We start from the raw sequence: 11,306 nt of genomic DNA, 5'->3' as shown, positions 1-11,306 counted from the left end.
TCGGCCGCCGCCCCAGACCACCCGAGATCCCGAAGACAGCGTGGATCAACGACCCCGCCAAGCGCAGGGAACCCGCACCACAAACCTCATAACGTCACGACCGTCTCACTGGACTTGAAATCTTCCGGGGACTACGCCAACGATGCCGAGGCCAGCGGCATATTGGAGGCGCTTGACCGGGCCCTTGCCTGCCCCAGCGGATATGTGAGCGACTTGATCTTCTGGCCCAAGAGCCGGAATCCGACAGCGGCAGAGGTGGTCGATCAGGCTCTGGCTTACCGTCCCCTTGCGTTGTGAGATGACCTCAAGTCCAAAGCCAGATGATCAAGGCAACGGTGGTAACGGCGCTTAGGAAGGCCGCGGGGTGGCGGCCCAGATCCGAAGGCGCCCCCGGCCCGCGCCACACCATGCTTGGCGGAGCCAAAGGCGCCTCCCCGTACGACCCTTGGGAGCTCTACCTCAGCCAACCTGCCCCGTCGGCCGCACCGTGATGTGGTTGATGTCCACGCCCGCGGGCTGGTTGATGGCGAACACAATGGTGTCCGCGATCTGCTCGGCGGTCATCGTGGCGGCTGCCTCGGGGGTTCCGCCGCGGGTGTGCCAGAAGGGGGTGTCCACGATGCCGGGGGCGACGACGGTGACGCCGACTCCGTCCTGGCCGACCAGGAGGCGGGTGTTCTCGGCGAGGGCGTGGGCGGCCCACTTGGTGACGGAGTAGAGGTTGCCGGGGGTGTGGCGGATGCCGGCGACCGAGCCGATGATTACGATTCGGCCCTTGGATGTCCTCAGGTGGGGCAGGGTCTCCTGGATCAGCAGGGCGGGGCCCAGGACGTTGGTGAGGATCATGGCGCGCATGTCCTCAGGGGCGTGGGTCTCCAGGTTGCCGGGCAGGGAGAAACCAGCGTTGGCTATGACGTTGTCCAGCTGGCCCCAGGTGTCCAGCACGTGGCGGACGGCGGCGGCGACGTCATCCGCTTCGCTGGCGTCGCCGGTGATCATCAGCAGCCGCTCGCCCGCCCCCGCGGTGGTGGCGAAGGCAGCCAGCTTGCCCGCGTCGCGTCCGGTGACGGCCACGCGGTGGCCCTGCTTGAGCAGGGCGCGGGCGGTGGCGGCGCCGATTCCGGTCGAGCCACCGGTGATCAGCGTGACGGGTTCCACGGGACGGCCTCCTCGGCGACGGGGTCATCGGGGCAAAGCGCCTGCACTATACCCAGCGATCTTCGACGCTCGCTCCCGGCTTTCTCCGACGGCTCCGCTCCTGACTGTGGATCAGGAGTTAGTACTCCAGCTGTAGATCCTGATCTTGCCGGGTGTGACTGAGTGCTTCAGGTGCCGGTGAGCGGTTGATCCGGCCACCTGAGCGTTCGGCTCGCGGTCAGTGCCGTCGTCAGTCAGGTCGCAGCTTGGAACGGCAGACGGTGCCTTCATCCGCTGCTAGGTCCCGGTGACCACTGGGCGGCAGCCCTTCCGCTCGGAGCTGTTCTCCTCCCAAACGAGCCGATGTTCACACTCGTTGCCGACTGCGGCCGGACGAAGCCAGCCACCCCAAAATTAACTGGGGACCGGTCCATTCCGTGTAAGGATGCCGGCTCAGGACAGGGGAGGCAGGGCGGTATGGGACTGGACTACAGCTACGAGATCTTCATGCCCCCTCGGAACGTTGTGAGGGCACTGACCCGGCTGGCCGAGCTCGCCCCCCAAGGCCGCGACACGCCGCCGCTTCCGGTGACCCTGCCGGGCGGAGAGCAGTTGACCGTGCCGTTCACCTCGAACTTCAAGAGCGAACCGGTCGACTGTTCAGCAGGCGGCACGCTCGAACTGGACACCTCGATCGTCATTGGCGTCGACGACGCGATGCGCGAGTTCTTCCTCCGCGATTCCAACAGGGTCGACGAGCGGGGACGAGTGTCGGTCGGGTACATCTACCTGGCTGTCAGGTTCACCCCCGCGTGGCACCCGAACTTCGCGTCACTGCAGTTCACAGCCGCTACCTCGAGTATGAGCCGGATGTTCGTGCAGTCCGCGAGTGTCAGGAAGGTGTTCACCGACCTCACCGCCACCAGCGGTGGTGTGTGCTGCCTGCTGGACACCGAGACCGACGTCTTCGACATCTGCTGGCTCAACGGCGAGACGTTCAGTGGCGAGACTGTTCCTGGCGCCCGTTTCTCGCGCTTCCACGATCTCGTCGCCGCCTGGCGCGAGCCGGTAGAGAACGGAGACGACGCTCGCACGGGATACGGCATACCCGGCCCGGTCAATGGGTGAGGCCGGTCCACAGCCGGAGACGGCCACCGTTGATCATCGTCGGTTGTGTGGACAAACGAAGAGCAGCCGGCGGCCGCGGGCCACAGCGTTGACCCTGCCCGCTGGCAGGCAATATTCGAGGGCCTGATGGCCAAGGTCGCGGGCCGGTTCGCCCGGGTGGAGCCGCGCCGCCGGGCACGAGCGTTCGTGGTGGGCTTGCTCGCGGACCTGCCGAGGAAGAACTGTTGGACGATCGCCGAGCACGCCGGTGACGCCAGTCCGGCTGGCATGCAGCACCTGCTCAGCCGTGCGTCCTGGGACGCCGACCACGTCCGCGATGACATACGGGCCTTCGTGGTCGAGCACCTCGCCGACCAGGACGCCGTGCTGGTGGTGGATGAGACCGGCGACCTGAAGAAAGGCACCGCGAGCGTCGGCGTGCAGCGCCAGTACACCGGCACCGCGGGCCGGATCGAGAACTCCCAGGTCGCGGTCTACCTCGTCTACTCCTCCCCGGCCGGGCACGCCGCCATCGACCGGCGCCTCGACATCCCGCGCTCCTGGACACAGGACCCCGACCGGTGCCGGGTAGCGGGCATCCCCGAGGAGGTGGGATTCGCGACCAAGCCCGCCCTGGCCACCGAGATGATCGCCCAGGCGCTGGACGCCGACGTGCCGGCCGCCTGGGTCACCGGCGACGAGGTCTACGGCGGCGACCCGCACCTGAGCGCCGAGCTGGAGAAACGCCGGATCGGTTACGTTCTGGCCGTCTCGCGGAAGCGGCCGATCACCACGCATGCGGGCGTCTTCCCGGCGGGCGTGCTGGCCCACGGGTTGCCGAAGAAGGCCTGGCAGCGGCTGTCGGCGGGAGCGGGGGCCAAGGGCCACCGCTTCTACGATTGGGCCCAGGTCGACATCGCCAGTCCGCCGAGCAGCGCCGGCCACCGGTGGCTGCTCGTCCGGCGCAACCGGCGCACCGGTGAACTCGCCTTCTACCGCTGTTACTCGGCCCGCCCGGTCCCGCTGACCGCGCTGGTCAAGGTGGCCGGGCGCCGCTGGACCGTCGAGGAGGCCTTCCAGTCCGCCAAGGGCCTGGCCGGGCTGGACGAGCACCAGGTCCGCCGCTGGGTCTCCTGGCATCGCTGGACCACCCTGGCCATGCTCGCGCAGGCCTTCCTCGCGGTCACGGCTGCCATCGAACGGTCCGGCACGCCGACACCGGGGCTCGCTTCGCTGACATGCAGCGAGATCCGACGCCTCTTCACGGCACTCATCACCCAACCCGCCCGCAGCCTCGCGCACCGACTGCGCTGGTCGGACTGGCGCCGACGACACCAAGCCCGTGCCCGCGCCAGCCACTACCAGCGGCAGGCCGCGCAACAACCGTGATCAAGATCTACAGCTGGAGTATTAGATGACCTGGGTCCCGGCGGCCGGTCGTCCGGGATGTCCCCCAGCCGCTCGGCGACCGTGCGCCGGCCCGCGCGCGACCGTCAGCACAAGTGGACGGCCAAGTCCTCCGGCAGCACCCATGCCCGGCACAACGAACCCGCAGGCGCGCGGTGGCGGGCCGACGGCGGGGGCCGCTACGGCTCGGCCCGGGGGGCATCGTCCAGACGCCGGGTGAGCACCCGGGCGATCGTGTCCAGCGCGCCGCGCAGCTCCACGTGCTCCGACCCGTCGACGGGCGTGGAGGCGTTCATCAACGGGCTGCTGCTCGCGAGCGTGGTGAACCCGGCCCCCGGCCTGCCGTAGGGCACCTGGGCGACCTTCGCGGTGATCGAGTGCCCGATCGGCAACCCGAGCATCACGATGGCGCCCTCGGCGACCGCCTGGCCATCCACCGCGAGGAGGTCCCTGCCTTCCCGCTCGGCGAGCGCGCCAGCTCCTCACCCTGCTCACCACTACGCCCGGGCCCGGCGCCGCACTGCAACACGGCCTGCCGCTACTCGGAGGCCTCGACGGCCTGCGGACGGGCCCCGCGGGATGCGCACAGTCCGGTTGAGGCAGCCGTAGGGGGCCAAGGCGCATGCAAAACGGACCATGGGGGTGATCTTGGGTCAGCAGGGAACGATCGTCCAGACGTAGTACCAGTTGTACGAGGGCTGCCCGTACAGAGCTGGCTGGCTGCTGCCCAGGTAGTCCCCGTACTTGCCATAGAACTTGGCCCTGACTCCGATGGTCTGATCGTTACTGTAGGAGCCGGTGCCGCTGAAGGGCATGTTGTAGGACGTATTGCAGTAGTACATGTCTGCTTCGCTGCCGGTGTACTCCGTCCCGCTCCAGGTGCAGAAGTACCCGCTGCCGTTCATGTTGAGGCATGGGCTGCTCGATACGGTGGCGGGCACGAGGGCGGGGTTGTTGACGAAATCACGCGGGTGGGCTTCGCCGGGGATCGCCACCCGGATCGTCTCGCCCGGCAGAGTGATCACGTTGAGGGCCGTCTGCGTGCCGCCGGTGCGCTTGAGGTACGTGGCCACCTCGGCGTGCAGCGCGCGGTTCTGCGCGGGGGTGAGATGCGCGGCGCGGGCCTGGTCGGCGAACGGCTCGGGCGTGCTGGCGCTGGCGGTTCCCGCGCTGAGCGAGAGTGTGAGCAGCGTAGCGGCTGCGGCAGCGGTGGCGATCTTCTTGTGGGCTCGGCTGGGCATGCGTGCCCTCCATATGGTGGTGGTTGACGGGCCACGGGCGATGCTGGCACCGGTGGCCGGGGGCGTCGAGTGTGAGTACCGGCCAGATTTGACACCCCTGATGGTTGCCCCGGACTCCTGTCTCTGACCGCCACTTTGCGGCTGAGGCCAGCGATAGAGCCCGCGACACCAGCGTGAAGGCCTTCGCCGAGGCCCCGACGGCAGCGAGGTAACGCCCCGCCTGCGGGACCGGGCCGACCCTATGGGGAGAGGGTCACCCGCTACGCATTGCACGTCCTTGTCTGTCGGGGGCACACCGCTCGCGGTGCGCCCCCGACGCTATCGGTTCTGGAACTGGCCCACGGTGGAACCGATTTCGCTCAGATGTTCACCTTGAGGAGTTCCGCCACGTGCAGCAGGGCCCGGGTGGCCTCGGAGCGGACCACGATGTCGCCCTCCCGAGCGCCTGCGGCCCCAGCGCTACTCGCTGGGGCCGTTGCGATTTGTGCGGCCCCGGCCCGCTCGGGGGTTCGGGCCGGGGCCGCGTCTTCACAGTGACGGTGACGGCCGCCGTCGGCACGCGGGGCTACGCCGTGGTGGCGTCGGCCGGTGGGGTGGTCCGCTCGGCGGCAACCGGCGCGGGTTGGGCGGTGCCGTCCGGACCTGGGAGGAGAAGTCTGACGGTGCGGGTGCGGGTTCCGGCGCGGCCGTGGCCGGTGCAGTGGGCGGTGACGGTGCGGGAGGTTACCTGGCCCCAGCCGTCACTGAGCCCTTCGGTCGTCCGGTCCGTGGTGGTCAGTTGCAGTGCGGCGCCGGGCCAGGGGGTGGTGGTGAGCAGGGTGGTGCCGGATTCGCGCAGGCGGGCGGCGAGGCGCTGGTGGTCGCGGGGTTTGGCCGGGGTGGTGGGCTGGAGCAGGATGACGCCGAACGCGCCGTCCTTTGCCATGGCGGCCACGACCTCGGGCCAGTGAGACCCCGGGGCGTCGACGACGCCCATGCGGGCATAGGGCACGCCGATCGCGTTGAGGGCCGCGAGGCTGAGTTCGGGCATACCCACGATCCCCACGTGGACGTCGGGGTGCTGGGCAGCGCCGGCCGCGAGCGCCCCGAGCAGGTAGGGGTCGTTCAGGACCTCGACCGCCGCGCCCTTGGGTAGACGTCCGTCGGGCAGCAGCGGCGCGAGCGCGTCCAGCGCGGGCCTGGTAGTGGCTTCGAGGCGTGCCGGGCGGTGGGGCTGGTCTGCTCCAGGAGATCGGCCAGCCGTTCCGTCCGCTCGGCGTCCGCGGCGCCGTGGAGGACGGTCAGCGCCGTCACCGGGTCGCTCCGGCGGCCGGGGTGTCCGGCGCCTCCGGGGGCACCGGGTGCAGGGCTGCCGGGGTCTCGACGATCCAGGCGGCCTGCCGGTCCTCGCCCCAGCGGACGTGGGCGATGGTCGGCAGGTCGGGGCCGGGCCGGTGGCGTTCGGTGACGATGCCGGAGTTCCACTGGCCGCCGTTGCGGATCCAGGCGAGGTCCCGGCACCGGCCGGCGTTGTCCGGGGCGGGCAGGCCGGTCAGCTCTGCCGGGACGACCGTCGCGTCGGGCCAGCGGCCGGTGGGCGGTGGCCCGGCGGGTTCTGGCAGCGGTTGTACGGTCCGCTCGTCGAAGATGTTCCCTGTCAAGTTGGCGTGTTGAGAGTGCCAGCACGTCGGCAGGGGATCGCTGTACCAGGGGAAGGGGCGTCTCCCGCAACTGGTCATTTACGAGAGGTGCATGAGCCGCCTGGAAATCATGGCTGGGCCGACCTCGTGACCGCGCGCGGGCCTCGGGCCGCTCGACCACCGTGGAGAACGCATGAACCTGCGCCGGTACAGGACGGGGCCGGGCCGCGCCAGCGTCTCGCGTGCCGCGACACCGGCGCGGCCCCGTGGGCGTCACGCGTAGTTGCGCAGTTCGGGCCAGGTCGTGCCCCAGGGGCGGACGGGGTCGGTGCAGATATAGACGTGACCGCCCGATTCGATGTTGTGCACGCCGTCGGGGTTGGTGAGGGTGGCGGCTACGCGGACGTTCCGGAAGTACTGACGCAGGTGGGCCTCATACCCGGGGGCGTAGTCGGGGCCGGGGGCAATGGCCACCACGGTGGTGGCGTTCGGGTTGCCGGGGCCCCACCACCAGTCGGTGTTCTGGGAGCTCACGACGGTGGGCAGCCCGGCGGTGCGGCCCAACTCGTTGATGGCGCCGGCCTCGCTGTAGTCCGCTGCGAAGATCACCGCGTTCGCGCGCTGCTCGGCCGGCAGCCCGGTCCATACTTGCCGCACGGTGCCGACCAGTTGGGGCCAGCCCTGGGTCTCCCCCGAGATCGGGCTGGTGCCGTACGTCCAGGCCACGCCGGAGGCCGGCAGCACCGGCAGCACGACCACCGCGGACAGCGCGGCCGAGACGGCGGTTCCGATCACCAGGCCGCGCAGCCGCTCCGGTCGGGCGTGCAGCCACCTGTCGAGGTCTACCGCGCCGGCCGCCAGCAGGCACACGTACAGCCCGGCCAGGTAGTACACCTGCGCTCCGGTCGTCACGGCGAACAGGACGAACAGCGTCGCGTATGCGATCACCAGAGCACGCCACAGCGGTCGACCGGACCGCCACAGGAACCGCAGGCCCGCCGTCCACAGCAGCGTCATCGCCAGGCAGGACATGCCGAGCTGCCCCACGATCCAGGTGAGGATGTTGCCCGGGCCGCCGTGCTCGCCGTTCAGCGCCTGCGTCATCTCGAACATGGCCCAGCCGTGGTGCGCCTGCCACCACAGGTCGGGCAGCACGAGCAGCAAGGCGATCACCGCGCCCGCGAGCAGTCGGCGGTCGGCCACGGTCCGACGGGCCGGGCCGAGCAGCACCGCGGCCAGCAGGACGGCTGCGAAGATCGCCGCGAGGTGGTTGAACTCCGCGCCGATGCCGACCAGCATCCCTGCGGCGAGCCACCACCGTGTGTCGCCGGTGCGGCCGATCCGCGCGACCACGAGCGCGATCGCCGCCCAGGCCAGCAGTTCGTAGGACGTTGTATTAGCAATATGCGCGCTGCCCAGCAGCACGGGCATGGTGCCCGTCGCGATCGCCGCGAGCAGCTGCGCCCGCCGCATGCCGCCGAACTCCCGTGCGGTCAGGGCGCCCACGATCACCGTGCCCGCGGCGGCCAGCGCCGGCCACAGCCGCAGGCCCGCCGCCGAAACGCCGAAGAGCGACAGTGAGACCCGGGCCATCAGCGGCGCGAGCACCGGCTGATCCACGTAACTCGCCTGGAGGTGCCGGGCGCAGTCGAGGAAGTACAGCTCGTCGCGGTGGAAGCCGTAACGCTGAGCCAGCGCCATCAGCGCGGCGAAGACTACCCCCGCGACGGCGAACACCCGCCGGTCGAGCGGTGCGATCCGCCCGCCGTCCTGCCCGGCCTGCGCCGCACGCTCCACGTCCACCGTCTCTGCCGTGCTCATATGGTCATCCGTCGGATCGTGGCGAAGCCGCCGGTGAGCAGGATGGCCACGACAGCGGCGAGGACGCCGGTGAGGCCGGTGGCGGTGACGGTGCCGAGGTAGTGGCCGATGTCCGTCCAGCCGTGCGCCCACGTCGCGACCAGCGCGGCGAGGGCCAGCGCGCCGAGTTGTGCCGCGGCGAAAGCCGTGGTGCCGGGCAGTCCGGTGCGACGGTAGACCAGGCCGTACCACATCCCGTAGACGAACATGAGGACCAGGACGGTCATCGCCGTGAGCCACGACAGGTACCAGGGACCGTCGAGGAGGTGGGGGACGCGGAAGTAGGCCATGCCGATGCCCCATCCACCGGTCGCGCGTTCGACGATCCGGCCGATCGCGACGGCGAGCCCGAAGCCCACGGACAGGGCGAGGGCCAGTGCGGTGGCGCCGAGGAAGTAGGTGCGCCGGCTCACCCCGAGGGTGAGGGCGAACGGCAACGCGCGGGCGACCGACTGCGCGCCCACGACGAGCATGACGAGCGGGACCGCGACCAGACCGCCGACCCAGCGGTCGTCGCCGTGACCGCCCGGAATCAGCTGAAGGACCACCACGTCGAGGACGAAGCCGAAGGCCGCCCACGCCCAGGGCAGTACGAGGTAGGTCACGCGGTCGAGGAGCAGATAGCGGACGACGGTGACGATAGGGGTGGAACGCATCAGGGAGTCCTCACTGCCGTGAGGACGGTTCGATCGTGGTACTCGGCCGCGTAGCCCGCGAGCTGCTGGAGCGTGACCCGCTCCAGGCGCAGGCGCAGGTGGTCGGCGAGTTCGCGGTCGCGGTCGTCGAGCCGGCCGACCATCACCGCCGTGGTCTGGGTGCCCAATGTGCACCGGTTCAGCGTCGTGCGGCCGGCGATGAGCCGCTCCACGCTGCCGGCCTGACCGGTGACGCTCGTCATGGTGCCGCGCAGGTCGTCGGCGGGCGCGTCGAGGACGAGCCGGCCGCGGTCGAGGACCAGGACGCGGTCCAGGAGCTCCGCGGCCTCGTCGATGAGGTGGGTCGAGAGCACGATGCACCGCGGATGGGCGGCGTAGTCGGCGAGCAACTGGTCGTAGAAGAGGGCGCGTGCGACCCCGTCCAGGCCCGCGCACGGCTCGTCGAACAGGGTGAGTTCGGCGCGGGCCGCCAGCCCGATGGTGAGGCCGAGAGCAGTCCGCATGCCGCGCGACAGCTTCTTGATCGGCCGGGCCGGCGGCAGCTCGTAGGCGTCCAGCAGCGTGCCGGCCAGGTCGGCGTCCCAGTTCGGGTACAGCAGCGACGCCGCCGCGACCGCGTGCCGAACCCGCAGGTCCGGGTAGGTCTGGTTGTCCCGCACGAGGATCATCCGGCGCAGCACCGTGTCGTTCTCCAGCGGCTCGGCCCCGAACACCCGCACGCGTCCGGCGGTGGCGAACTCCTGACCTGCCAGGATGCGCAGCAGCGTGCTCTTCCCGGCACCGTTGCGGCCCAGCAGTCCGGTGATGCACGGCGTGCCGACCTCGAAGGTGACGTCGGCCAGCGCCCGGTGGTCGCGGTAGCGGCGCTCCAGGCCGGCCGCCGATATCGCCGGAGTCATGCCTTCACCCCCGTCGTGACCTCGACCGAGGTCAGTTCCTCGCGCACCAGCCCGAGCAGTTCGTCGAGACCAATCCCGAGCCGTGCCGCCTCGACCACCAGCGGCCGCAGGTACCGGTCGGCGAAACCGCGCCGCCGCTCCTGCACCAGCCGCTCCCGCGCGCCTTTCGCGACGAACATTCCGACACCCCGCCGCTTCTCCACCAGCCCCTGCTCCGCGAGCACCGTGAGGCTGCGCGCCGCCGTGGCCGGGTTGACCCGGTAGAACGCCGAGATCTCGTTACTGGACGCGACCCGTTCCCCCTCGCCCACCGTTCCGTCGGCGATCTGGTTCGCCAGCTCGGCGGCGATCTGGGCGAAGATCGGGCCGTCGCCATCAGGCAGTGACATCACGCCTCCATTGCTCTACTGGTTACCTACCTCACTCATGAACCAGCATGGTAGCGCGATCGTATGGATCATGGCGAACCGTCAACTCACGCCCAGTCATGCGCGCTGCGGCCGCCGCGTATGCCGAGCACCGCCGGGACTGCGCCCAGGCCGCGGTGCCTTGGGCGCTCGAAGCCACGCCAGCCCGCGCCTGCTCGACCTCGGTCGTGGTCGGGGCCTCGGCTCTCGCCGTACGCGAGCACCGCGCCGCCGTCATCAGCATCGGCGCGCTCTCCGCCGCGGCCGGACCCGTTGCCTGGAACGCGATCCTGCGCGCCGCCCACGGCGACCAGTTCAGCCCCACTCGGCGTCCTCACCGAAGCGCACGTGCGCCACCCAGATCTTGCTGTTCGGCGGCCGGCGCCAGACGGTCAGGATCCCGCTGCGCCGGCGACCACCAGTGCGGATCCACACCAGGTGCCAGGTCCGTACCTCCAGGCTCGGTCCGGACTGCATCAACAGTTTCACCGGGACCAGCGGGCCGCCCGCCAGGCCAGGGCTGATTTCGAGGGCGGTGAGCGTTACCGGTCTGCCCGGACGCGCAGGCCGGTAACGCTCGGGGCCGGGCGGTTGCTCTTCGGCTCCGCCGGGCAGAGTCTCACCGTCATTGCGGCAGCTCGCCGATGATTTCGAGCTGCACGCCGTTCGCGTGGACGATGACCACTGCCCCACGTGGAACATTGAGCTGGTTGCGCAGAGTCGCGAGAATCGGAGCGCGGCTTCCCGGGGCGATATTCGACAGGTCGACGCAGACACCGCCCGCCGCCTGACTGCTCAGTTTCGCCCGTACGTTCTGCGCAACAGCCTGCCCTCCGGTGCCTGATTCGGGGGTGTATATGTCGATGGGCTGTGTCTGGGTCTCGTTCTCGTAGTCGTCATCGTTCGCGTGGTTGTTCGTGCTCCCGCCGGTGTAGATCGCGAGGTCGGCGGTGTTGCCGCCGCGCCCGCCGGA

General features: G+C 70.2%; 15 protein-coding genes. 3 read left to right on the top strand and 12 right to left on the bottom strand.

Annotation, left to right across the window (positions count from 1 at the left end; genetic code table 11):
- The first annotated feature begins 108 nt into the window (after positions 1-108).
- Positions 109-297 (top strand): e9imm peptide, encoded by a 189-nt coding sequence (locus KV557_RS43840; RefSeq protein ID WP_256178693.1) that lies wholly within the window; start codon positions 109-111, stop codon positions 295-297.
- A 162-nt stretch (positions 298-459) separates the two neighbouring features.
- Here the strand turns inward: KV557_RS43840 and KV557_RS40500 are convergent, their stop codons facing one another.
- Complete coding sequence (locus KV557_RS40500) at positions 460-1,158, bottom strand: SDR family oxidoreductase (protein ID WP_218207065.1); 699 nt, start codon at positions 1,156-1,158, stop codon at positions 460-462.
- Positions 1,159-1,614: 456 nt separating this feature from the next.
- On the opposite strand from KV557_RS40500, the gene KV557_RS40495 reads away from it, so the two are divergent.
- Complete coding sequence (locus KV557_RS40495; protein WP_218207063.1) at positions 1,615-2,265, top strand: hypothetical protein; 651 nt, start codon at positions 1,615-1,617, stop codon at positions 2,263-2,265.
- A 126-nt stretch (positions 2,266-2,391) separates the two neighbouring features.
- Complete coding sequence (locus KV557_RS40490; RefSeq protein WP_218207067.1) at positions 2,392-3,633, top strand: IS701 family transposase; 1,242 nt, start codon at positions 2,392-2,394, stop codon at positions 3,631-3,633.
- Between the two features lie 197 nt (positions 3,634-3,830).
- On the opposite strand, the gene KV557_RS40485 is transcribed toward KV557_RS40490, so the two are convergent.
- From KV557_RS40485 to KV557_RS40435, 11 genes are all read right to left on the bottom strand, one after another.
- Positions 3,831-4,088 carry a hypothetical protein gene (locus KV557_RS40485; RefSeq protein ID WP_218207060.1) on the bottom strand — a complete coding sequence of 86 codons (258 nt, stop codon included), beginning with the start codon at positions 4,086-4,088 and terminating at the stop codon, positions 3,831-3,833.
- Between the two features lie 216 nt (positions 4,089-4,304).
- Positions 4,305-4,892, bottom strand: coding sequence for a hypothetical protein (locus KV557_RS40480; protein WP_218207058.1), 588 nt, complete (start codon positions 4,890-4,892; stop codon positions 4,305-4,307).
- 565 nt (positions 4,893-5,457) lie between these two features.
- On the bottom strand, positions 5,458-5,922 hold the full coding sequence (locus KV557_RS40475; RefSeq protein ID WP_218207056.1) for a hypothetical protein: 465 nt from the start codon (positions 5,920-5,922) through the stop codon (positions 5,458-5,460).
- A gap of 74 nt (positions 5,923-5,996) precedes the next feature.
- Positions 5,997-6,185, bottom strand: a complete 189-nt coding sequence (locus KV557_RS40470) for a hypothetical protein (RefSeq protein WP_218207055.1) — start codon at positions 6,183-6,185, stop codon at positions 5,997-5,999.
- Positions 6,182-6,532 carry a hypothetical protein gene (locus tag KV557_RS40465; RefSeq protein WP_218207054.1) on the bottom strand — a complete coding sequence of 117 codons (351 nt, stop codon included), beginning with the start codon at positions 6,530-6,532 and terminating at the stop codon, positions 6,182-6,184. The genes KV557_RS40470 and KV557_RS40465 overlap by 4 nt, the downstream gene beginning before the upstream one ends.
- Positions 6,533-6,784: 252 nt before the next feature.
- Positions 6,785-8,332, bottom strand: coding sequence for an ArnT family glycosyltransferase (locus tag KV557_RS40460; protein ID WP_218207053.1), 1,548 nt, complete (start codon positions 8,330-8,332; stop codon positions 6,785-6,787).
- Positions 8,329-9,027, bottom strand: a complete 699-nt coding sequence (locus tag KV557_RS40455; RefSeq protein WP_218207052.1) for a hypothetical protein — start codon at positions 9,025-9,027, stop codon at positions 8,329-8,331. Before KV557_RS40455 ends, KV557_RS40460 begins: the two co-directional genes overlap by 4 nt.
- Positions 9,027-9,926: an ABC transporter ATP-binding protein gene (locus KV557_RS40450; protein ID WP_218207051.1), complete on the bottom strand. Its 900-nt coding sequence runs from the start codon at positions 9,924-9,926 to the stop codon at positions 9,027-9,029. The genes KV557_RS40455 and KV557_RS40450 overlap by 1 nt, the downstream gene beginning before the upstream one ends.
- Complete coding sequence (locus KV557_RS40445) at positions 9,923-10,315, bottom strand: GntR family transcriptional regulator (protein WP_256178691.1); 393 nt, start codon at positions 10,313-10,315, stop codon at positions 9,923-9,925. The genes KV557_RS40450 and KV557_RS40445 overlap by 4 nt, the downstream gene beginning before the upstream one ends.
- Positions 10,316-10,648: 333 nt before the next feature.
- A complete protein-coding gene (locus KV557_RS40440) occupies positions 10,649-10,810 on the bottom strand; it encodes a hypothetical protein (protein WP_218207049.1) in 162 nt (53 codons plus the stop codon).
- Positions 10,811-10,958: 148 nt separating this feature from the next.
- Positions 10,959-11,306, bottom strand: a 348-nt coding sequence (locus KV557_RS40435; protein ID WP_218207048.1) for a hypothetical protein, incomplete at its 5' end; no start/stop codon positions are given.

This window comes from Kitasatospora aureofaciens, from assembly GCF_019192735.1.
GTDB lineage: Bacteria > Actinomycetota > Actinomycetes > Streptomycetales > Streptomycetaceae > Kitasatospora > Kitasatospora aureofaciens_A.
Note: the sequence above shows the minus strand (reverse complement) of the source record. Positions and strands in the feature narration are given on the sequence as shown.